Here is a 23652-nt window from a genome sequence, read left to right as displayed (position 1 = left end):
ATGGTGGTTTATCCATGTGATTTGCGGCGCATAAGTTATTACGACGCTTTATCTTTTAATAATCAGTAAGAGTCTTGTATGTCATCTATCGCGTTACCTAATCAGCAATCGAGCCTTGAGTCTTGGCTAGCACACTTATTGTCTATTCATCCGACAGAAATCGACATGGGATTAGGCCGCGTGTCGCAAGTGGCTAAGGCCATGGGCTTAACGCAGTTAGGTGATACCAAAGTCGTGACCGTTGCCGGTACTAATGGCAAAGGCACCACGTGCGTGATGATTGAGCAGATGATGGCGGCGGCAGGATGGAAAGTGGGCGTGTATAGTTCGCCCCACATGCTGAAATATAACGAGCGAGTGCGCATTGCTGGCGTCGACGTTAGCGATCGTGATTTGATTGATGCCTTTTGCGCTATCGATAGTGCTAGAGGCGATATTTCGCTGACCTTTTTTGAATATGCCACGCTAGCAGGTTTATATCTGTTTAAACAATCGGCGCTGGATCTGGTGCTGCTTGAAGTTGGGCTCGGCGGACGCTTAGATGCAACCAACATTATTGATGCTGATATTAGCGTTATCACCTCAATCGATATCGATCATCAAGAGTACCTCGGTGATACCCGTGAGCTGGTTGGGCGTGAAAAAGCCGGTATCTGCCGAGCGGGGCGGCCATTGGTGGTGGGCGATGCTGATTTACCCACATCAGTGATTGAGGTCGCAAGCCGAATGGGCGCTCAGCTTATACGCGTCGGTGAGGATTTTAATTATCATCAAGACGATAAGGGCTGGCATTTCAGCGGCGTGCAATGGCAACTTGATAACCTACCGCCAGTGCAGCTGCCATTACCCAATGCCGCTACCGCACTGGCCGTGGTCGAGCAACTATTACCAACGATAGATAAATCGCATCTATGTAGCGGATTGCAACAAGCGCGTTTAACCGGACGCTTAGAGTTATTTCGTGACGCTCCCATCACATTGCTCGATGTGGCGCACAATCCCCATGCGGCGAGGTATTTAGCGCAAAGACTTGAGGTTTATCGCGATAAGCGCATTGTTGCCCTGTGCGGCATGCTTAAAGATAAAGATTGCCAAGCGGTTATTGCAAGCCTTAGTGAAGTGATTGATGTGTGGTATTTTACCGATTTAGATTGCCCGCGTAGTGCTAAGGCGAGTCAGTTAATGGCTTGTTTATCGCCAGAGAGTGAAGGCTATCCATTTGAATCAATTGAGCAAGCATACAAAGCACTCAACGCTAATATCTGCGATGATGATGTGGTAATTGTGTTTGGCTCCTTTTACACTGTGGCAGAGTTTAAACATTTACACCTTGGGTAAAGCAACGTGGACGAAGAAATAGAAGTTAAACAAAAAATCTTATCTAGTCAGTTTCAAAATCGTCTGGTTGGGGTGATTGTGCTGGTAGCGCTGGGCGTCATTTTTCTGCCCGATATTCTAGATGGAAAAAAACAGCAGCAAGAAGAGCAATTTAGTGAGATCCCACTGCGACCAGCTGTTGAAGCTAACCTCGACACATCATCGGACTTTGAGGCTATTGATTTAACCGATGAGGCTGCCCAATTTAGCGCTGCAGAACCCGAGGTTCCCCCCATCGATACGACTCCATCTAACGTTACGGCTACAGAACCTCAGGCCAAACCACCTAAGCCAGTAAAAGTTGAGCAAAGCGTGCCAAGTGGCGCATATACCTTGCAATTAGGTAGCTTTAAAAACGCGGCGAATGTAAATGCGCTGGTTAAACGTTTAAGAGACAAAGGGTTTAGAGCCTATACCTTGCCGCAAAAGCCGGTCGATGGTGAACTGACGAAAGTGTTTGTCGGCCCCGACATCTCTAAAGCTAAGTTGCAACGCTTGCAAAAAGAGTTGGATAAATTGACGGAACTTAAATCTGCTGTGGTGAGCTATAACCCTGTGGAGTAAGGCGACTAGGGCAGTATTTATCCCTATATTTTTCAGCATTTTATTGTCAAGTAAAGTCTTTTATAGCCCCGGTTAATCAACTTATAAAACGCCGTCATCTTAATGTGACGGCGTTTTTGTATATGTCACGGGCTTAGGTTTGCGGCTACACAGCCTTGTCACTTTTTTGTGAATTCAGTGTCTTTTATTCAGGATAAACTTAATTGCTTTTAAATGAGGCTAGGGGGTGAGAATGTCTTCAGTCTCTGGTAAGATCGCGCCGTCTTAATGCTAATGCTGGATCACCTAATTCAATGGTTTGGATCGATTACGCCATTATTGCTGTTATCGGATTATCGACTGTTATCAGTCTTATCCGTGGTTTTGTTAAAGAAGCTATGTCACTCGTGGTATGGTTTGCAGCGTTTTTCGTCGCGAGTCAGTTTTATGCCGACCTCGCCGTTTACCTCACACAAATACAAGATGAGATAGTCCGCAACGGTATTGCAATCGCTATCTTGTTCATTTCGACTTTAATTCTTGGCGCGCTTGTTAATTATATCATTGGCCAATTGGTGGCCAAAACGGGCTTATCCGGTACCGATAGGGTATTAGGACTCTGTTTTGGTGCGTTAAGAGGCGCCTTAATTGTTAGCGCGCTGCTGTTTTTTATGGATGCTTTTACCGGAGCACCCAATACCGATTGGTGGCGCAGTTCACAACTGGTCCCCGAATTTGGCGTGGTTATCCAATGGTTTTTTGACTATGTGGAAAACACCTCAAGCTTTGTACCCAAAATATAATAATGCATATGTGACCTGACACAGTGATTCAATGTGATCAGGGCTCGACAATAATAACGATTAGAACATCTTACAATGAGGAAAACGACCCATGTGTGGTATCGTCGGAATAGTTGGCCGAACACCGGTTAATCAGACAATCTATGATGCGTTAACTGTATTACAACATCGTGGCCAAGATGCGGCCGGCATTGTGACTGTTGATGGACATGCATTTAGATTGCGTAAAGCAAACGGTCTGGTAAAAGACGTTTTTGAGCCCAAGCATATGCAACGTCTACAAGGCAATGCAGGGATAGGGCATGTTCGTTACCCTACCGCAGGTAGCTCGAGTGCCTCAGAAGCACAGCCGTTTTATGTTAACTCTCCATTTGGTATCTCTCTAGCTCATAATGGTAATTTAACCAATACATTAGAGTTACAAGAACGCTTGCTTAAGCAACGCCGTCACGTCAATACCACCTCAGATTCTGAAGTTCTACTCAATCTACTGGCCGATGAGCTGCAAACGACCCAAAGCCAATTTCTTACTGCCGATGAAGTGTTCCAAGCAATCACCAAAGTTCATCAGTTGACGCGCGGGGCTTATGCGGTAGCAGCGATGATTATTGGTCAAGGTTTAGTGGCTTTTAGAGATCCTTTCGGCATCAGGCCATTAGTGCTAGGTAAGCATGAAACGGAGCAGGGCACCGAATATATGGTTGCCTCTGAGAGTGTCGCACTCGATGCCGTTGGCTTTGAAACGGTGCGAGATGTTGCCCCCGGTGAAGCCATTTATATCTCGCTCGATGGTCAATTATATACGCGTCAATGCGCGGCATCACCGAGCTATTCTCCCTGTATTTTTGAATATGTTTACTTTGCGCGTCCTGATTCGACTATAGATAAAGTGTCGGTTTATGGCAGCCGTGTGAATATGGGCACCATGCTTGGCGAAAAAATTAAGAAGCAGTGGGAAGATCATGACATTGATGTAGTGATCCCTATTCCTGAAACGTCATGCGATATCGCACTTGAAATCGCACGTAACTTAGACCTGCCTTATCGTCAGGGATTTGTCAAAAACCGTTATATCGGCCGCACCTTTATTATGCCTGGTCAGCAAGAGCGTAAAAAATCGGTTCGTCGTAAACTTAACGCTATTAATGCCGAGTTTGAAGGGAAAAATGTACTGTTGGTTGACGATTCAATTGTACGTGGTACCACTTCTGAGCAGATCATCGAGATGGCTCGTGAAGCGGGCGCGAAAAAAGTTTATTTTGCATCAGCAGCCCCAGAAATACGTTTTCCAAACGTGTATGGCATAGATATGCCAACCACCAGTGAGCTGATTGCCCATGGCCGCGATGTGGAAGAGATCACTAAGTTGATTGGTGCCGATGGCATGATATTCCAAGACCTCGAGGATTTGATTGCGGCTGTGCGTCAGCAAAACCCTGATATCACACGTTTCGAAACCTCTGTCTTTGATGGACATTATATTACCAATGATGTCGACCAAGCCTATTTAGACCATCTGACTCAACTGCGTAATGATGATGCAAAAGCAAATAGGATCAAAGATATAGGGACAAACCTCGAACTGCATAATGTTTGTCACCCTTAATATGAGCAAGTCATATAATGCTCTTTAGCTGTGCCATTTAAAACCGACTACCTTGTGAGTCGGTTTTTTCTCATTGGATGAGTAAATTCCCGATCTTTATGATCATTTACAACAATAGTGCTATTTTTAATCGGTAGCCTATGCCCTTATTTAATGATGTACATGCTTTTTCCTAGGAGCTCTGAATGAAGCAATTATCCATAAGTACCAAATTATTGTGGATCACCTCAGCACTGTTTTTAATAATTGTAGCGATTCTATCATTGAGCCTCTGGTGGTCATTGAGTGATAAAAATGCTGTATTAGCCGATCAGGTTCAGGAGTCGATTCAAAAAGAAACGCGTTTTAAACTGACAGCAAGAGCTGGAGAATATGGAGAGCGGGTGGCCGCTTTTATCAATGAGGCTTACCGGGTGCCTTATTCATTATCTGGCATGTTAGAGCAAACATCCTTACTTACCCCATTAAGCCGCGATAGTGTTGAAATGACAATTAAGGGCTCTTTGGTAAAAAGTCGTCAATTGTCCTCTTTGTATGCTCAATTTGAACCCAATGGCTACGATACTAAAGACAGCGAATACTTTGCTGGTGCTAGCCATAGTGTGCCCAACGCTGGCAGCATGGAAATCTATTATACCCGCACCAATAGCGGCAGCATTGAACATTCAGCCGTCACCGACGCCGATGAAAAATATATCGACACGTTAAATGAATTTGGCCTCAGAGAAGCCGAATGGTACCTATGTGCAAGAGATACTAAAAAACCCTGCCTAATGGAGCCTTACCTCTATGAGATAACTCCTGGTCAGAACGAGTTAATGACATCGCTAATCGTACCTGTGGTGATCAATAATCAGTTTAAAGGGGTCGTGGGAGCAGATGTTAACTTACCCATTTTCCAAACAATGATCGATGAGTTGTCGCAAACACTGTACAAGGGCAATGCTAAGGTGACACTGCTCAGCGGCAAGGGGTTAGTGGTAGCTGCTAGTCATTACAATAAAAAAGCGCGTCCATTAGCAGAATCTATCGATAGCGCACTAGCCAAACAGTATCAATCTTTACATCGTAACGGTGGTTATTTAGATGTAGGGGATAATATTGTGGTCGCCTATCCCGTTAACATTCCGCTCGCTGACGCACAATGGTCATTATTAATTGAAGTGGCCAAACAAGATGCCTTTAAAGAAGCCATCGCAATGGATACCGCGATGACAGAAATGGCCTCGTCACTTGGCAGCTTATTGTTGATAATTGGTAGTATTGTGTCAGTGATTGCCGTGGTGACCATAAGCCTTGTTATTCGCAATATTATTGCGCCATTAAAAGTTATCCAAAGCCGGGTCGAAAACCTAGCCAGTGCCGAAGGTGATTTAACTCAAACCATCAATGTAGAGTCCCACGCCGAATTGATAGCCCTTGGTGGCGGTATCAATAGCTTCATTACTAAGTTACGTATACTCATTGGCGAAATGAAAGTGTTGGCTGAACGCTCACAAGCAGAGAGTCAAACCACTGCCAATATTGCGCAGCAGACGCGTGAGAGTGTTAATCGTCAATACAGCGAAATCGAAAGTGTCGTCACTGCGGTAAATGAAATGAGCGCCACCGCATTAGAAGTGGCTAAAGCCTCAGAGCAAACGGCGATGGAAACAGAGGCGATGAGTGCCAACGTGAAAGCCGGTGAAGACAGTCTCAGCCAAGCGATGAATTACGTGACGACTATGTCTCATGAGTCGCTATTAGCGAAGGACGCGGTAAGTAAGGTGGCCGAAAGTAGTACCAATATCAGTAAGATTTTGGAAGTGATCAGTGCCATTGCCGAGCAAACTAATCTGCTGGCATTGAACGCGGCCATTGAGGCGGCGCGAGCAGGCGAGCAGGGCCGAGGTTTTGCTGTGGTGGCTGATGAAGTGCGGGCGTTGGCGTCGAAAACTCAAACTTCAACCGATGAAATTGGTAAATTAATCGATTCGCTTCAGAAAGAAGTAAACAGTGCCTCGCATATTATCGATCAAGGTGTTGAGGGAGCACAGCGTGCCGTAGAGCAAACCGAGTCTGCTTTATCCTCGCTCAATACCATAGTGGGGCAAATTGAAGAGGTCTCGAGCCAAGTGACTCATATTGCTACCGCCGCAGAAGAACAAAGCGCGGTGACTGAAGAGGTTAATCGTAACATCACAGGTATTTCTGACTCCGCAGCCGAATTGGCTCGTCTTGCCGATGAAGCCCAACAAAGTAGCGTTAGCCTAGCAGAGTTGGTGGCGCAGCAACATCAACAATTAGGTAAGCTTAAAACCTAACGAGGGTTGAGTTGTTCAGTTTGGCGGCCAAGTGATATTGTAATTTGGCCGCCCATTCTTGAGACCTAACCGTTAACGATTGTATGGCTCATGGCACCATTAACGCCATTTGAACAACGTCATTTGTAAGTGCAATATACCTCGCAGTACTGCCTTTTCATAATAACTAACAGCTAGTTGTTGCAAGCTGCTGGCTATTTTTAGTGTACTTAATCGCTATCACATCAAATGTGTAATCCAAACCAGTAACCATATACCAAACAGAACAGTGACCGAGATACGGTTAATAGGTTGTTTGATAATGATAGCCGCTAGGGTGGCTATGCTGGTCAGTATGATCTGTAGACTAAACATCCATAACATCCCTAATCCTGACGTTTTTGTCGCTAGCGGAGCGGCTAATAACAGTAATGCTGCTACCAAGAGGAATTGGTAGATAAGTACTTGGTCTAATCGGTATTGAGTAATAGTGTTGGTATTCATAATCAGGCCCCCCAAAGAAAGTACACCATACTAGCTCCAAGTGAGAACTATTCTCAATTAAATTTACAATCTTGATGGCCGCAGTAATAAAGCGGCGTTTTAGGTTTGCAGCATAAGGTAAGCTGAGTTAAAGTTACTGTTAATTTATACAGTTGTTAGCCCTGATTATCTGAGTACTATGATTTTATATATCGCCGAGAAACCCAGCCTTGGCAGAGCCATTGCTGATGTATTACCCAAACCGCTTAAAAAGGGCGACGGTTTCATTACCGCCGCTAATGGGGATTGTGTCTCTTGGTGTATCGGCCATCTGCTTGAGCAAGCGGAGCCTGATACCTATGACAGTGCATATAAATCATGGAAATTTGAACACTTACCTATTATTCCTACTCAATGGAAGATGAAACCTAAGCCGAAGACATGCAGTCAATTAACCGTGCTGCGCGGCCTGGTAAAGCAAGCATCTCAGTTAGTTAACGCCGGAGACCCAGACCGTGAAGGGCAGTTGCTGGTGGATGAGGTGATAGCGCATCTTGGGGTCAAAGGCGATAAGCTTAACCAGACCATGCGATTATTAGTGAGCGACCTTAATCCGCAAGCGGTTAAACGTGCCTTAGGTCAGTTACGCAGTAATCGCGAGTTTATTCCGCTATCGACTTCAGCATTAGCGCGTTCACGTGCCGATTGGCTTTATGGTATGAACATGACGCGAGCTTATACCCTACAAGGGCGCAAAGTGGGCTATCAAGGCGTGTTATCGGTTGGTCGAGTACAAACACCACTGCTAGGGTTAGTGGTTCGCCGTGATGCAGAAATAGCGCAATTTGTCAGCAAACCTTTTTATGAGGTATTGGCTAATTTAACCACAGACAAAGATCAGAGCTTTAAAGCTAAATGGCAACCCAGTGAAGCCTGCTTGCCCTACATGGATGATGAAGGGCGTGTGTTATCTAAAGGCTTAGCCCAAAATGTGATCAGCCGTATAAGCCATCAAACTGCTGTAGTTACAAGGCTTAACAGTAAAGATAAACAGCAACATCAGCCGCTTCCTTACAGCTTGTCATCACTTCAAATTGATGCGGCTAAACGCTTTGGTATGAGCGCAAAGGCGGTGCTCGATACTTGCCAGTCGCTGTATGAGCGTCACAAGCTGATCACTTATCCGCGTTCAGACAGTCGCTATTTACCTAAAGAGCAGTTGGTGTTGGCGCCCGGAGTGATTAAAGCCATCATTGGCGGCGCACCTGAGTTAGTCCAAGGCATTGAATCGCCCGATCCAAAAATAAAATCGAAGGCGTGGAATGACAGCAAGGTCGATGCACACCATGCGATTATTCCAACAGAAAAACGCGCAAACTTAGGCAGTTTGAATCAGGCGGAGCAACAAATTTATCTGCATGTGGCTAGGCAATATTTAGCCCAGTTTTATCCACCTTATCTGTACCATGAAACTCAGGTTGAAGTGGACATAGTTAAGGGACGCTTCACCACCAAAGCCAAGCAAGACCGTGCCCTTGGTTGGAAACAGTTGTTTCCCGCTACATCGACAAGCAAATCGGCAGCGCAGGATGAGGCCGATACGTTGCAGCAGTTGCCACCTTTGATTAAGGGGCAAACCTTGCATTCGGGGCTGGCGGAGCTAGTCGAGAAAAATACCCAAGCCCCGAAAGCGTTTTCGGATGCAACCTTACTGGCGGCGATGACAGGTATTAACCGCTATGTGACCGACCCTGAGATCCGTAAAATTTTAAAAGATACCGATGGCTTGGGCACAGAGGCGACTCGCGCAGGCATTATTGAGTTGCTGTTTAAACGCGGCTTTTTACAACGCCAGGGTAAATCGATTGTCGCAACCGAGGTAGGCAAAGGCTTGATAAACAGTTTACCCGCCTCAGCCACAACGCCCGATATGACGGCCTTATGGGAAAGTCATCTCGATGCCATTTGTCGTAAAGAGGCAAAGTATCAGAGTTTTATGACGCCATTAATTGACTCGCTCGAGCAGTTAATTGCCCAAGCTGGTGCTCAATTGCCCACATCACTGCAAGGGGTTAAAGCCCCGAGTGGCCAATTTATCAAGCGCCGTGGTAAGGCAAGTTCAGCTAAAGCCAGTACCTTTGCCGGGAAAAAATCAAATGGGCGCAGTAGTCGTACCAAGGCTAAGTGACCCATTATCCATCTAGGTTGCAGAAGGGGGATCTCAATCTAACAAGCTAAACTTGCTGGTATGGTTATTTTTAATTAGCTTATGATGAGGGGCTTAAATCCGCCGTTACTGCATGTACACCTAAATGCTTTGCCGTCTCGATATGAGTGTCGGCAATCGATGCAAGCCTATTGTTTTATAGTGCCACTTATCTCGCAATATGCTTTATGAGTAAATGGCCTATATCATAGCTGTTGGCGATATGCGGTTTGAGTAGAGGCAATAATTATCTCTCGTAACCAGCGATGACTGGGATCGAGGTCAAAATGCTTGTGCCATAACAACACATAGGTGCCAGGGACTAATTCAGTTGGAACGGGAAGAGTGATCAACTTGAAATGGCGTAGCATCTCTTTTGCATATTTGGCAGGTGAACACAGAATGAGGTCACTTTGCTCACATAGCTGCATTGCGCAATGAAAATCCGTAAGATTAACGGCAATATCGCGCTTTAGGTGTTTTATTTGTAATACATCATCGAGTAACCAATGGGCGATCCCGCCAAACGTGACTTGCAGGTGCCGATATTTTAAGAATGTCTCTATATTCCACTCTTCATCGAGTAGTGGATGGCCTTCACGGACGAGGCAGACCGAGTGATCTCGGGTTAGTTCGGCATAATTTAAGGAGGCGGGTAAGTTTTTAATGTGTAACTGAGAGCGGTCATCCCATTCACGGCACGCTATGCCTAAATCATTATCACAACGCAATAATCGGTCCATGCTTTCACTGTTCCATGTATGGCTATCGACCGTGATATTGGGGGCTTGCTTGAGTAATTGCGGCATAAAATATGGGTAAGTTAATGAATAGGCGGTCTCTACTAGCTCGATGCGAAAACGACGGCGACTATTTGATGGCTCAAAATGGCTTGGTCGAGTTAATTGCTCTACTTGATTTAATATTTGACGAATTTCAGGTCCCAATTGTTTTGCCTTGGGCGTTGGGCGTAAGCCGTGCGCGGTGCGCTCAAAGAGCTGATCATCGAAAGACTCCCTCAGTTTATTGAGTTGTTTGCTCACCGCGGACTGACTTAGATAGAGACGCTCTGCAGCAGAGGTGACACTTTGCTCCTCGAGTAATACCTCAAGTACCGTAAGTAAATTAAAATCAAATTGCTTCAATGCCCCGCTCCTAATAGCGTTTGATGTCAGTACGTTAAGAATAATATCGATTTTTGCTGACTTTCGATATAGGCAATAAACCTGGCGATCTGTTAAATACCTGCTCTGTAGGCTGCGCTTAACAAATGGAATTTACCAAAAGGCTTGAGATATGTATTATACCCATCGGTTTTTATGGTGTGGTGAGTCGGGCTATAGCGTACTTTATATCCGCAATATCCGCAGCTCAAACATAAAGCATAACCGTAACAAGCGGGCGGCTTGTTAATTAGCTTGTCTGCCCATAGGAGGATCTGGCTTTACTGGATCAAATTGTTATGACCTTTACTATGGTCATATGACATAAAATGGAAGTTGTCAGTATGAAAAAAATCGTTATTCTAGGTCTATCTTTCCTCACGCTTTTCTCATCGCTTACCTTTGCCAGGGATGATATTGGTGCTTATTCTATTTCAAAAGTACTAAGCTCTGAAACGGCGAAAGCCAAGCTAGGCAGCGATGTGCAATTTTACTTTGGCGAACAAGCTTATGCTGAGCCAATACAAAAATTGGGTGATCTTAGAACAAACAAAAAAACGAATGCCTTTAATAAGTCAGATAATGAAGCCTGTGAATGGGTATTTCTCTCTGCAATGATCGCGCTTAAAAAGAGTGCCGTTGAACGCGGCGGTAACGCCGTCGTCAAGATTAAATCCAATTACAAGAATAATCTGACCTCAAGCGAAACCACATTTCAATGTGGTGCCGGTGCTTTGATTGCTGGCGTGGCGCTAACGGGTGAAGTGGTTAAGTTAACCGATTAAGTATCTATATTAATATCATGGATCTGATTTATTGCTGAGCAAAAATCGTATTATCTAGGATTGATATTTGATCATCTTTTGCGTGTCGCAAAATCTGTTATATACAAAACGCCAGCAATACTCTGCTGGCGTTTTTATGGCTTGCTTTGTGGGCAATGTGCTACGCACGCATCGACTTTTCGCCGCGACATAACCCCACTACACCAGAGCGAGAGACTTCAATCACTTTGGTAACCTCGCCCAGAGCACTGATAAAAGCGTCAAGTTTTTCTGTGGTGCCGGTCATCTGAATGGTGTAAAGCTCAGCGGTGACATCGACTATCTGACCCCGAAAAATATCGGCAGTGCGCTTCACTTCGGCGCGCCCAGCGCCTTTGGCTTTAACTTTCACTAACGCCAGTTCGCGTTCGATATGGCTGGTCTCGGTGATATTAGCGACCTTTAAGATGTCGATAAGTTTATGCAGCTGTTTTTCTATCTGTTCTAACACTGCTGCGTCGGCCACTACTGTGATGTTTAAACGCGATAGGGTCACATCATCAGTCGGTGCAACGGTTAAACTCTCAATATTGTAGCCGCGCTGGGAGAACAAGCCGACCACACGAGATAATGCGCCGGGTTGGTTTTCAAGTAACACAGAAATAATACGACGCATTAGCTTTTCTCCGTTTTGCTTAACCACATTTCATTCATCGCTCCGCCGCGAATAAGCATAGGGTAAACATGCTCAGTTTCATCGACACTAATATCAACAAAGACCAGTTTATCTTTCATCGCCAGCGCTTTTTCTAGGCCAGCCTCCAGCTCTGCCGGATCGCTAATGGTCATGCCCACATGGCCGTAGGCTTCGGCAATTTTGGCAAAATTGGGTACCGAATCCATATAGGAGTGAGAGTGACGACCGGAGTAGATCATATCTTGCCACTGCTTAACCATGCCAAGAAAACGATTGTTTAAGTTGATGATTTTGACCGGCGTATCGTATTGCAAGGCGGTGGATAGCTCTTGAATGTTCATCTGTATCGATCCATCACCTGTCACGCAGATCACTGTCTCATTGGGCATCGCCATTTTAACGCCCATCGCCGCCGGCAAACCAAACCCCATGGTGCCCAAGCCGCCAGAGTTTATCCAACGACGTGGTTTATTAAAGGGATAATAAAGCGCGGCAAACATCTGGTGTTGACCCACATCAGAGGTTACGTAGGCATCACCATTAGTTAACTTATGTAGGGTTTCAATCACTTGCTGAGGTTTAATTCGATCACTGGTTTTGTCATACGCTAAGCTATCCCGTGAGCGCCATTGATTGATTTGGCTCCACCACTGGTCAATTGCGGCTTTATCGTTATCAAGCTGACTGTCTTCTGCCAGACGCGCTAGCATATTATCCAGTACACTGTCTGCCGAACCGACGATGGGGATGTCAACATGTACTGTCTTAGAAATCGAGGACGGATCGATATCGATGTGTAAAATCGTGGCATTAGGGCAATATTTTTCAACTGCGTTAGTGGTGCGATCATCAAATCGCACTCCAATGCCGAAGATTAAATCTGAATGATGCATGGTCATATTTGCTTCATAGCAACCATGCATACCGAGCATGCCGACACTGTTGTCGTGAGTGCCAGGAAAAGCACCGAGTCCCATTAGGGTACTTACCACTGGGATCCCCAGCTTTTCAGATAGGGTTAGAATTTGCTGATCGCAGCCAGCGGTAACGGCGCCGCCGCCAACATAAAGCACAGGTTTCTTAGCCGATAGCAGTGCTTGTAAACCACGACGAATTTGGCCTTTGTGGCCCGAGGTCGTCGGATTGTAGGATCGCATATTGATCTCTTGCGGATATTGATAGTCATGCAATATCTGTGGGTTCAAGCAATCTTTGGGGATGTCGACGACGACGGGGCCTGGACGGCCTGTCGCGGCAATGTAAAAGGCTTTTTTGATGATCTCTGGAATATCTTTAGCATCGGTCACTAAGAAACTGTGTTTTACCACAGGTCGTGAAATACCAATCATGTCGCACTCTTGAAAGGCATCATTACCGATAAGGTTACTGGGCACTTGTCCTGACAACACTACCAATGGAATAGAGTCCATGTAAGCGGTGGCAATACCTGTGATGGCATTGGTCGCTCCTGGGCCGGAGGTCACTAGCACCACTCCCACATCGCCTGTTGCGCGTGCGTAGCCATCTGCCATATGCACGGCGGCTTGTTCGTGCCTAACAAGGATATGTTCGATACCAGATTGTTGATGCAAAGCATCATAGATGTCGAGAACAGAGCCACCAGGGTAGCCGAAAATGTGTTTAACGCCTTCGTCGATAAGTGAACGGACGATCATGCTGGCGCCGGATAACTTCTCCATTATTGATCCCTCAATAGTTACCGCTACGGTATGCAGTATCTTGCTACAGCGACGGTAATCGCTTGAAATGATAAGTTTAAAGGGTACTTCAAACTCGTTAATCACCCGTACATCAATGTGTTAGCTTGTTAGCTTGAGTGACTGCCATGATTGAGCAGAATTTCATCATATAAAATAGTGCTGTTAAATCAAGCGTTTTATTTAAATATTTTAAGTAGATGAAAATAAATCAGGTAGATTGTTGCTATTTGGTTTCGCTGGCGGCAGCGGTGAATGCTGCCGTTGACCCTAGATTGGAATAAAGTTTTGGGTTTGTGGTTTTTAGAGGACGCTTTTGAGCCTATAATTTTAGGGTTTAGGGTTTAGGGTTTAGGGTTTAGGGTTTAGGGTTTAGGGCTTAGCGCCTATGATGCCCTAGGCTCATAGGCAACCCCCAGCTTAGGGGGGATTAAGTTATTCTGCTTGTGCCGGTTCTTTATCGGACGTTGGGTTTATGTGATGGGCTAAAAATTGGCATAGTCCCACCAATATGACGGCGGCTAACATCAGTGCAGCAAAGGGCACCGCTGTGCCTGTATAAAATAGTGCTAGCAAAGGGCCGGCTAACGCGCCGCAACCAAAGCGTAAGGTGCCGATAACCGCCGTTGCCGTGCCTGTTTCTTGCTGAAACTTCATCAGTACTATGGCATCGGCATTAACCGACATTATGCCTAAGCAGCCCATTAACGGGATCAACATGGCGACGGTGTAGTGATAACTTAAATCGGCTAAGTTAACGCTAAGTAGTGCCACTCCTGCGACACTTGCCAGTAGGGTGGCGACTTTGAGCATACGTCGTGAGCCATATTGCATCACAATTTTACTATTGACCACATTCGCTAACATCAGTGCGCCGACATTAGTGCTAAAGAGAATTGCGAACAGTGACTTATCTAAATCAAACACCTCCATATAGACAAAGGGCGAAGCGGTTAAATAACAGAAAAAAGCAAACGAGGTGAGCACCCCACTGGCCAAATTGAGTTTAACCCCGGGCTTAGTAAACACCACAGCATAGGCGCCAAAGAAGCTTTTTTGACTGCGCTGTGCGCCGTGCTCATCACTGGGCATTTTGAGTTTGGTGACCACTAATAACAACAATAAGAGTGCATAACCGCTGAGCGTAAAAAAGATTAAATGCCAGTCTCCGATCTCTAAAATAATACTGCCTATTGTGGGGGCAATGAGCGGAGCTAACATCATGATCAGGCTGACATACGACATCCCCTTAGCAGTATTTTTGCCATATACCTCCTTAATATAACCGGGTACCACAACTGTTGCTGCTGCGCCAATAAAGGCCTGTAAAAAGCGTAAGCCTAAAAATAGCTCGACATTCGTCACAAAGGCTAGGCTAAGACTCACTAACATAAAGCCACAGAGTCCGATAATCACCAATGGCTTGCGACCCACTTTGTCGGCAATAGGGCCGAAGGTGAGCATGCCAAGGGCATAACCCGCCAGATAGAGGCTTAATGATTGCTGTACTGTGGTAATGCTTGAATTGAAGCTCAATGCAAGGGTTGCCATTGCTGGCAAATACATGTCAATAGCCAGCGGCGTGATCGCAACAATAGCCGCTAGCATGGGTAGCAACAGTGCTAAATTTACATGAGTCACGCAAGCCTTGTCGTGCGATGGTGGGACAGATGCTGTGTTCACTGATACCTCTTGTGATACGCAATTAATTAACATTGAAGCAGATAACGCTTGGTTAAGCGTTACCGAGGAAGATGGTTGATTGTACGAGATCGCGCCCCCATTTGGCTAACGGTTTGTGAGCGATGTAACTTTATTAGCTGGGAGATCAATTTGAATAATGATTGGCGCGCCTCACGGGTGAATGGATGCTTTATTTACGCCCTTTTATTGCGTCTTACTTGTTAAGAGCAAGGGATCACCTGTAAATATAACCGCCTCACCGCTGTCGAGCCAAGTGGGATATTTGACCATGATAGCGTTAAACATCTCGCTATTAAGCAGCGCTTGCAACCAAGTTTGTACCTTGGGGTAGGGCGCTTGTTGCCACCAAGGTAGGTCGACATGGGCAAATTGACGAATAAACGGAAAAATCGCGATGTCGGCGAGACTCAAGCGCTCGCCGAGTAAATAAGGACCGACCTGCAGTTGCTGTTCGAGTCTGGCAATGAAATGCTCCCCTTGCTCCCGATAGTCCTCAGCGTGTTGCTCTGGGTGCCTATCGGCGTATTTGTATTTATCTAAATAAGGCTTAAAGTCATTATCGTTTTGCTGGATAAGCGATGCAATTAACGCCTGTTGTGTTGGGTGGTCCAAACGGCGTAAATCCAAAGGATCATTTTGCTGTAATGCCCATTTGATAATATCGAGGCTTTCATCGATAACAGTGCCATCTTGCAGGATTAACACGGGTACAGTGCCTTTCGGGCTAGCTTCAAGCATGGTCAGAGGTTTATGTTTTAAGATGATTTCACGCAACTCGACCGTGCATTGCGCAAGCCATATACCGAGTCTAGCGCGCATAGCATAGGGACATCGACGAAATGAATATAAGGTGACGCTGGGCATAACTCTCTCCTTTCTTAAGTGAGTATTGTCACTGTTTTGAGCCAGGTTGCCAATAAAATACCAATATGTTTATGACTGAGGCCGTTATTGTGTAGTGCCTTGACGATAGACAAAATAGGGGCGTTCATAACGTTAGAGCAATTTGGGTAAGCTGGGCGTGCACCCTACAGTTGACCTGCGCACTCAAACTGGGGGGGAATAACCTTACTTTTTATACCTGTTTATTCGAGTGTGATTTAGATAGAATCACGCTCCAATTTTGCGCCTGAAATCACATTTTTAGGCGGTTTACATGCACTGGGGATTACGCCTCAGCCAGCATATCGAGGAAAGTATGTCTCAAGTCGTTGTTTGTGCACTATATAAATTTGTATCTCTGCCTCATTTTGCCGAAGTCCAACAGCCGTTATTGGCTCACATGGAATCAGTGGGCATCAAAGGCACCTTGTTATTAGCCAGCGAAGGCATCAACGGAACCGTTGCCGGTACCCAAGCGGCTATCGATTCACTATTGGCCTGGTTAGAACAGCAACCAGGGCTAGACCATATTGTCTACAAGTTATCATTTGATGCTGAAATGCCTTTTTATCGCACCAAAGTGAAGCTTAAAAAAGAGATCGTCACTATGGGCGTTGAGGGGATCGATCCGCGTAAAGTGGTCGGTACCTATGTTAAGCCAAAAGATTGGAACCAACTGATTTCAGATCCTGATGTCCTCCTTATCGACACCCGTAATGACTACGAAGTGAGCATTGGTACGTTTAAGCATGCGGTTGACCCAAAGACACAAACCTTTAGAGAGTTTCCTGATTATGTGAAGGAAAATCTTGATCCGGCTAAACATAAAAAAGTCGCCATGTTCTGCACTGGGGGGATTCGCTGTGAAAAGTCGACCGCTTATTTGAAAGAGCAGGGATTTGATGAGGTCTATCACCTTGAAGGCGGCGTGCTGAAATACTTAGAAGAGGTAAAGCCTGAAGAAAGCCTATGGCAGGGTGAATGTTTTGTCTTTGATAACCGTGTGTCAGTCAATCATCAACTCGAAAAGGGTGAATACGATCAATGTAATGCCTGTCGTTTACCGATCACTGAGGCTGATAAAGCCAGTGAGCATTATGTCAAAGGGATCAGCTGCCCATATTGTGTCGATAAAGTATCAGACAAGCAGCGTGAGCGTTTTGCTGAGCGAGAGCGCCAAGTTCAGCTGGCTAAAGCGCGCGGTGAAACTCATATAGGCAGTGACGTTAACTCTGTGATAGAGCAGCGCCGTTTACAGAAGTTGGCTTTAAAGCAAAGCCAACAAGATGAACGCAAAACCGATTAAGGTTAACCCTTTTGTTGTAGCCCTCGCGGCGGGCAACAACAAAGCCATTGGCGCGTTATTAGAAAAGCGGCATAAAACTGTGCTCATTTAGACTTTTTTCTAATGAGCATTGGCGTTTTATCTGTAGCGTCTATACTGAAGTTACTGCTACAGAATATGTTGCATCGGGCGACAGTCTGTATCTTCTGCAGGGTTAATAGAGGTTCTTATTGGTTGGTGTTGATAGACTGTCTCTATTAACGTTCTTGGTAAGAAACTAAGGCGAGTATTGTATTAAGCAATGCTCGCTTTTTCTTTGTTTATTACAACATCAATATCTACTTTTAACCTGGATCATTAGAGTGTTCTTTTGGTTCTTATTTGCATAAAGCAGCATGCTTCAAGCTTAGTGTTAACGCTCTCTATTTAAACGCTTGATTCCAGTTTTTATTCAAGTCATATCCCAGAGCCGCATCCCCAACATCTAATCAAATGGGCTCATAACGTTATCCAGTACTTATGGCATATCTGTAATGACTCAATAGACGAAGCCGCACACTTTATGTGCTGCGGTTGTATTTCACCTGTCAGTAACGCTTATGCTCGCCGAAATATTTTTTACCGCACCTATTTACTTAGCCTGCTAAGTAAATATAATGCTTAGCAGGCTAAGTAAAAAACCTCAAGACTGCCCGGTCCCATGACATAAGGATATCAACATGGTTTGTAGGTGTAGGTGTAGGTGTCATATTGCCTTAAAGGCACAATTCATCTCAGGGCTGGTTAATGCTCTATAACACTGGCGCTGGGCGACATGCAGCCGGATAACAACATAATGCAGAGGATGAGTTGTCATCCACTTAATAATGGTGAGTACTGTGAATAAGACCGAAAGCGAACATGTAAACTCTGCTCAGCCAATGGCCGAGCATTCAGAATTGTCGTTAGGTGAACGTTTAGGCCGCTTGCATCGGTTGTGGCGAATGGTTGCCGATGGCGAATTAGCCCCGCTGGGGTTAACCCATTCTCGCTGGACCGCGTTGTGGAAGCTGTACCGTATCGGCCAAGATGTGAGCCAAAAGCACCTCGCAGAGGCATTAGAAATTGAGTTGGCTTCGTTGATGCGTACTTTAGGCCAGTTAGAACAGCAGGGGTTGGTGATACGTCACTGCTGTGAGCATGACAAACGTGTCAGACGTGTTGCACTGACCGAGGCGGGACTGGCAGTACTAGATCAAATGGAAGCTAAAATTATTCGGGTACGCGCCGAATTGCTGTCAGGAGTTAGTCTTGAAATGCAAGCGCAGTTTGAACAAACACTTAACCAAATTAGTCACAATGCGGCAGCTAGATTAGAGGCTACCGCAACTAAAGCACAGGAGTAATCTAGAGTATATGACGCCAGATCAACAATTTACGCGGTTAGTCAAATTTGCCATTGTGGGCTTTTTGCTACTTTTTAGTTATTTTTTACTTGCCGATATCAAAATGCCGTTAACGACCCAGGCCATGGCGACTCGTACCATAACTCAAGTAGCACCGCAGATCAGCGGTAGAGTGGTGCAGGTCTATGTGAATAATAATCAAAAAGTGACTCAAGGCGATCCGCTATTTAGGCTCGATCCTACCGAATATCAACTCGCGTTAGAGCAGGCTGAGTTGGCCCTTGAACAAGCAAAGCAAGATAATGCCGAACTCGATGCCGCTATGGCTGTGGCAGAGGCAGATGTGGCGGCCAGTGAAATTAACTTTGCCTTAAAGCAGCGCGAAGCTAAGCGCATACAATCGCTTTATTCCCAGCAAAGTGTGTCGCAACAGATGATAGATCAAGCGCGGACCCAAGTGAAAGCCAGTTTATCTCAGCTGCGCGCCGCTAAGGCACAATTAGCCAAGGTCAGTACGCTGCGTGGCGATGCTGGAGACAGTAATCTTAAATTACGTCAAGCACACAATAACCTCAAAAAAGCACGTTTAGCCCTGAGCTATACCCAAATACGCGCCGATCATGATGGGGTCGTTACCAATGTGCAGCTCGCGTCTGGCAACATGGTCAATAATGGCTCGCCTGTGATGGCCTTGGTGCTTGAGGATGTCGATGTTATCGCCGATTTTCGTGAGAAAAGCCTGCGTCATGTTAGTCGCGGCGCCAACGCGTGGGTGGCCTTTGATAGTCAGCCTGGTCAGGTCTATGAGGCTAAAGTCAGTAGCCTTGATGCTGGTGTTAGTGCGGCGCAGTTTGCTGCAGATGGTCGTTTAGCGACACCTGAAGAGTCTAATCGCTGGGTTCGTGATGCGCAGCGTTTTAGGTTGCACCTGGATATGAATGGATCACAACCCAATACCTTACCAGCAGGTGCCAAAGCTACAGTGCAACTGCAGCCAGAAAATGGTGCCTATCGCTTGTTGGCCAGTGGGCAAATAAAGCTCATTAGCTTGTTGCACTATATTTATTGAGGTGGTTATGCAGTTAATTCGTCATCATCCGATGACAAGCAACGATCTGCAGCAATGTTTACGTATCGCCACAGGGGCCAGTCTCGGCTTTTTATGTAGCAAGCTGATGGGCTTTAATTATGGGGTGTTTTTTACCGTAACGCCCATGTTATTGCTGGGGTTAGTGCCTGTCATGTCGATGCATGTGACTCGCCAAGTGATCGCCTCATCGGTGTTATCTATTCTTGAAGTGAGCCTCATCGCTGGAGTGTTTGGCGGACAACCTGTGGTGATGTCATTGCTGGCCTTCGTGTTATTTCTGTATCGATTTGCCTGTATGTCGCGCGGTAGCCTATTTCTGTTTGGTGCCAATGGCGTCATTAGTTTGAGTATCATGCTGCATTTTGCCAGCTATCCAGACACAAACTTAATCGATTTGGTATTTTGTAATTTTTGGGGTCATATCGTCTCAATTGCGATAGCGTTATTGATGATGCTGGTGTTTCCTGATGTTAGCCCTAGAGCCGCGCCAACTGCGCCCAGCAAAGGTCCTAATCGTATGCGACATGAGGCTCTATTAGGTGCCAGTGTGGCGACCTTATCTTTTTGCCTGTTTCAGGTGTTTGATCTGCGTGATTCGTTATCGGCGCAGGCGACCACACTATTGCTCCTATTTCCTATGCATTGGAATGGCGCGCTCGACTATGCTCGGCGGCGTGCTCTGGGCACCATTTTAGGGGTCAGTTGTGGTTTAATGATCCAGCTGTTGCTGTATAACTGGTCGCATGAATTAGTGTTATTATTGCCACTGTTTTGGTTATTTAGCTTGTTGTTCAGTCAAGCGCATATTAGCGAGGCGATGGGCTCTGGCGTTGGTTTTGCGGGCATGTCGACACTAGGCATCTTGTATGGACAAAACTTAACCCCAAATAACGACTTGGTGTTTAGCAGTTTGTACCGCGCCAGCAGCATCATGGTGGCGATCGTATTGACTCTGATTGCCTGTTATTGCGTGCATAGCTTGCTTAATCGATTTGAGGCGACTCGCTTTGGTCAGTAAGGTGCAACTGTAATGATTATGGTGAATCGATTAACACTTAAGCGTGGTACTTAGTCCGTCTTGGATTCATTCGCTGAAGAGGGCGCATCAACAATATCATCAACAGTAGCGTCATTGAGATCAGCCATGGTGCCAAGATTGGCATTGCTATTATCGTCTGCCCTTGCAGCGTTGGTTATCATTGGTTCCTCGCCAGATAGGGTTTTATCCATAATGCCGTTAAGTAAGTTCATCGGCAGAGGAAATAAAATCGTCGAATTTTTTTCGCCAGCGATCTCGGTTAACGTTTGCAGGTAGCGTAGTAAAATCGCGTTAGGTTCTTTAGCCAGGGTTTTCGCGGCGGTGACCAGTTTGGCCGAGGCTTCCATTTCACCAGAGGCATGTATCACCTTGGCTCGACGAGTTCGCTCTGCTTCAGCTTGTCTTGCTATGGCGCGTACCATGGTTTCATTCAGATCCACATGTTTAATCTCGACATTCGATACCTTAATGCCCCAACCGTCGGTGCGGCTATCTAATATTGATTGAATGTCGGTATTGAGCATCTCTCGATTGGCGAGCATTTCATCCAGTTCATGTTGGCCTAGTACCGAACGTAGGGTCGTTTGCGCTAGCTGTGAGGTGGCTTGTAAGTAGTCTTCTACATTAATGATCGCCTTTTGCGCATCGATCACTCGAAAGTAGAGCACTGCATTCACCTTAACGGATACATTATCGCGGCTGATCACATCTTGAGTGGGGACATCCATCACTACGGTACGCAGGTCAACACGCACCATTTGTTGGATAAGAGGGATGACGATAATCAGTCCCGGCCCTTTGACTTGGTAAAAGCGCCCTAACATAAAGATCACGCCGCGTTCATATTCTCGTAGGATTCTGAAGGCACTAAATAGTACAGCCAATAGCAAAAAACCTAGCGCGATAAAAAACACCGAAGGGTTATAACTAATTGCGTCCATTGATAATCTCCTTAGCGGGAAGGGCGGAGGTTGGGGTAACTTTTAGGGTGAGGTGGTCTCTAGCAAGCACCAAAACCCGCTGAGCCGTATGGGTCGGTTTATCACTCACCGCGGCCCAATGTTCGCCATCAAGGCTGACAAATCCTTTTTCAATAAATCCCTCTACGACTATGGCCTGTGCGCCGACAATCGCATCATCACCACTCACGGGTTTACGTTGACGTTGCCGCCACAGGGTGGTTAATACCCACAGCGAAAATAGCAGCGCTGTAACGGTTACTGCACCAATGAGTGGCAGCGAAATCGCAAAATCCTCTACCTCACTGTCCATGAGGAAAATGGAGCCTAGAGCAAATGCGACCGCACCGCCTAATCCGAAAATGCCAAAACTTGGCACCATAGATTCGGCAACTAACAAGCTGATACCTAATAGCATCAAGCCTAGTCCAACATAATTGATAGGCAGTAACTGAAAAGCATACAAAGCGATAAACAGTGATATGGCGCCAGTCACCCCCGCAACGCCGACTCCTGGGCTATAAAATTCGAGCAATATGCCGTAAATACCAATCAGCATTAAAATATAGGCGACATTGGGGTCGGTAATGGTTGCAATAAAGTGATTACGCCAGCTGCGTTGATGGGCTATGAGTTGGGCATTGTCTAAGGTTAATGTCAGCAGTTTATCCCCCATATCCACTTGGGTGCCATTGAGTTGAGCTAGCAGATCGGCGGCATCATCAGCAATAAAGTTGATCACGTTTTGGGCTAAGGCTTCAGTTGCCGTCAAGGTGGCGGCCTCGGTGACAGCACGCTCGGCAAAGTCGATGTTACGCTTGCGCAGTGTCGCTAAGGCGCGAATGCTCGCTACGGCATCATTTAACACCTTACGCTCCATTGCACTGCCATTATCTGACGGGGTTATTTTATCTCTATTGTTATTTTCACCACTGCCATTTTTATCGCCGCGATCGGCAGGGGGGGAATCTTTAGGTGAGGGCGCATTAGGCGGAGATATAGGCCCCCCCATCTTGACTGGCGTTGCTGCACCTAAGGTTGTGGCAGGTGCCATTGCTGCAACATGGCAGGCGTACAAGATATAGGTTCCCGCACTCATGGCTCTGGCGCCAGAGGGAGAGACTAAACACGCGATAGGTATTGTCGAGGCCAATATGGCTTGGTTGATGGTACGTAAACTACTGACAAGGCCACCCGGGGTGTCCATAGTGATCATTAGCAAGGGGGGACGCTGCGATAAAGGAAGTTGATTCGCCTGAGTGATTTCGCTGATCAAGTATTCGCTGACAGCTGGGCCGATAGCCCCTTCAAAGCGTAATAATGGCACGCTCTGCTGTGTGTGAGCTTGTGGCTCTGTGATGGCATGGATTTTAGCTTGCGCCATAGCAGTGCTCGAGGCACTTATAGTCAGTAATAGCATCACAAGCAGGCCTATGATACTGGTTATGATCTCGTTGGCCTGCGGCCGGTGAGTCCATTGCCAATTTATCTGCCTGCGGTGGGTGAGCCATTCGCTCTTGCGAGCCCATCTTGCTGATGTTAGCTGTGCAGTCATAACGGCGTCCTGAGTCTAGCTAATATTAAGTCTAGTCTATTAAGCGTTATTGGGCAGGTCATATGTGGGTAGTTGTGCCATGTGCTTAGCAGGCGAGTGCCACACGTGAGC

The 23652-nt window shown here is 46.1% G+C and carries 19 protein-coding genes; 11 read left to right on the top strand and 8 right to left on the bottom strand.

Annotated elements, in window-relative coordinates; translation table 11 throughout:
• The first annotated feature begins 78 nt into the window (after window positions 1-78).
• The 5 genes from folC (at window position 79) to DVO77_RS16575 (ending at window position 6632) form a co-directional block, all read left to right on the top strand.
• Entirely contained in the window at window positions 79-1338 is a 1260-nt protein-coding gene (gene folC / locus DVO77_RS16595; RefSeq protein ID WP_110458884.1) for a bifunctional tetrahydrofolate synthase/dihydrofolate synthase, read from the top strand.
• 6 nt (window positions 1339-1344) lie between these two features.
• A complete protein-coding gene (locus DVO77_RS16590) occupies window positions 1345-1941 on the top strand; it encodes an SPOR domain-containing protein (RefSeq protein WP_119979083.1) in 597 nt (198 codons plus the stop codon).
• A gap of 293 nt (window positions 1942-2234) precedes the next feature.
• Window positions 2235-2723 (top strand): CvpA family protein, encoded by a 489-nt coding sequence (locus DVO77_RS16585; RefSeq protein ID WP_110458886.1) that lies wholly within the window; start codon window positions 2235-2237, stop codon window positions 2721-2723.
• 91 nt (window positions 2724-2814) lie between these two features.
• The gene (gene purF / locus DVO77_RS16580; RefSeq protein ID WP_119979082.1) at window positions 2815-4329 is read left to right on the top strand and encodes an amidophosphoribosyltransferase; all 1515 of its coding nucleotides are present in this window, start codon (window positions 2815-2817) and stop codon (window positions 4327-4329) included.
• A gap of 185 nt (window positions 4330-4514) precedes the next feature.
• On the top strand, window positions 4515-6632 hold the full coding sequence (locus DVO77_RS16575; protein WP_119979081.1) for a methyl-accepting chemotaxis protein: 2118 nt from the start codon (window positions 4515-4517) through the stop codon (window positions 6630-6632).
• Between the two features lie 219 nt (window positions 6633-6851).
• Here the strand turns inward: DVO77_RS16575 and DVO77_RS16570 are convergent, their stop codons facing one another.
• Window positions 6852-7115 (bottom strand): hypothetical protein, encoded by a 264-nt coding sequence (locus DVO77_RS16570; protein ID WP_110458889.1) that lies wholly within the window; start codon window positions 7113-7115, stop codon window positions 6852-6854.
• Window positions 7116-7293: 178 nt separating this feature from the next.
• Here DVO77_RS16570 and DVO77_RS16565 point away from each other — a divergent pair, with 178 nt between their 5' ends.
• Window positions 7294-9282, top strand: a complete 1989-nt coding sequence (locus DVO77_RS16565; RefSeq protein ID WP_119979080.1) for a DNA topoisomerase III — start codon at window positions 7294-7296, stop codon at window positions 9280-9282.
• A gap of 224 nt (window positions 9283-9506) precedes the next feature.
• Here DVO77_RS16565 and DVO77_RS16560 read toward each other — a convergent pair whose 3' ends face one another.
• The gene (locus DVO77_RS16560; RefSeq protein WP_119979079.1) at window positions 9507-10445 is read right to left on the bottom strand and encodes a LysR family transcriptional regulator; all 939 of its coding nucleotides are present in this window, start codon (window positions 10443-10445) and stop codon (window positions 9507-9509) included.
• Between the two features lie 362 nt (window positions 10446-10807).
• Between DVO77_RS16560 and DVO77_RS16555 the strand changes: the two genes are divergently transcribed.
• A complete protein-coding gene (locus DVO77_RS16555) occupies window positions 10808-11248 on the top strand; it encodes an excinuclease (protein ID WP_110458892.1) in 441 nt (146 codons plus the stop codon).
• 160 nt (window positions 11249-11408) lie between these two features.
• Here the strand turns inward: DVO77_RS16555 and ilvN are convergent, their stop codons facing one another.
• The 4 genes from ilvN to DVO77_RS16535 all read right to left on the bottom strand — a co-directional run bounded on the left by ilvN (window position 11409) and on the right by DVO77_RS16535 (window position 16210).
• A complete protein-coding gene (gene ilvN, locus DVO77_RS16550; protein WP_119979078.1) occupies window positions 11409-11903 on the bottom strand; it encodes an acetolactate synthase small subunit in 495 nt (164 codons plus the stop codon).
• On the bottom strand, window positions 11903-13624 hold the full coding sequence (locus DVO77_RS16545) for an acetolactate synthase 3 large subunit (protein ID WP_119979077.1): 1722 nt from the start codon (window positions 13622-13624) through the stop codon (window positions 11903-11905). Before DVO77_RS16545 ends, ilvN begins: the two co-directional genes overlap by 1 nt.
• 453 nt (window positions 13625-14077) lie before the next feature.
• Complete coding sequence (locus DVO77_RS16540) at window positions 14078-15325, bottom strand: multidrug effflux MFS transporter (protein WP_249038198.1); 1248 nt, start codon at window positions 15323-15325, stop codon at window positions 14078-14080.
• A gap of 204 nt (window positions 15326-15529) precedes the next feature.
• Entirely contained in the window at window positions 15530-16210 is a 681-nt protein-coding gene (locus DVO77_RS16535; protein WP_119979075.1) for a glutathione S-transferase, read from the bottom strand.
• 334 nt (window positions 16211-16544) lie between these two features.
• Between DVO77_RS16535 and trhO the strand changes: the two genes are divergently transcribed.
• The 4 genes from trhO to DVO77_RS16515 all read left to right on the top strand — a co-directional run bounded on the left by trhO (window position 16545) and on the right by DVO77_RS16515 (window position 21006).
• A complete protein-coding gene (gene trhO, locus DVO77_RS16530; protein ID WP_119979104.1) occupies window positions 16545-17534 on the top strand; it encodes an oxygen-dependent tRNA uridine(34) hydroxylase TrhO in 990 nt (329 codons plus the stop codon).
• An 899-nt stretch (window positions 17535-18433) separates the two neighbouring features.
• Window positions 18434-18898: a transcriptional regulator SlyA gene (gene slyA / locus DVO77_RS16525; RefSeq protein ID WP_119979103.1), complete on the top strand. Its 465-nt coding sequence runs from the start codon at window positions 18434-18436 to the stop codon at window positions 18896-18898.
• Between the two features lie 10 nt (window positions 18899-18908).
• Entirely contained in the window at window positions 18909-19967 is a 1059-nt protein-coding gene (locus tag DVO77_RS16520) for an HlyD family secretion protein (RefSeq protein WP_119979074.1), read from the top strand.
• A gap of 7 nt (window positions 19968-19974) precedes the next feature.
• A complete protein-coding gene (locus DVO77_RS16515; RefSeq protein WP_110458898.1) occupies window positions 19975-21006 on the top strand; it encodes a DUF2955 domain-containing protein in 1032 nt (343 codons plus the stop codon).
• 50 nt (window positions 21007-21056) lie between these two features.
• On the opposite strand, the gene DVO77_RS16510 is transcribed toward DVO77_RS16515, so the two are convergent.
• Both DVO77_RS16510 and DVO77_RS16505 read right to left on the bottom strand, forming a co-directional pair.
• Window positions 21057-21968, bottom strand: a complete 912-nt coding sequence (locus tag DVO77_RS16510) for a slipin family protein (RefSeq protein WP_119979073.1) — start codon at window positions 21966-21968, stop codon at window positions 21057-21059.
• Window positions 21955-23541, bottom strand: coding sequence for an NfeD family protein (locus DVO77_RS16505; protein WP_249038197.1), 1587 nt, complete (start codon window positions 23539-23541; stop codon window positions 21955-21957). Before DVO77_RS16505 ends, DVO77_RS16510 begins: the two co-directional genes overlap by 14 nt.
• Window positions 23542-23652 lie beyond the last annotated feature (111 nt).

It is taken from the genome of Shewanella algidipiscicola (assembly GCF_003605125.1).
GTDB lineage: Bacteria > Pseudomonadota > Gammaproteobacteria > Enterobacterales > Shewanellaceae > Shewanella > Shewanella algidipiscicola.
Note: the sequence above shows the minus strand (reverse complement) of the source record. Positions and strands in the feature narration are given on the sequence as shown.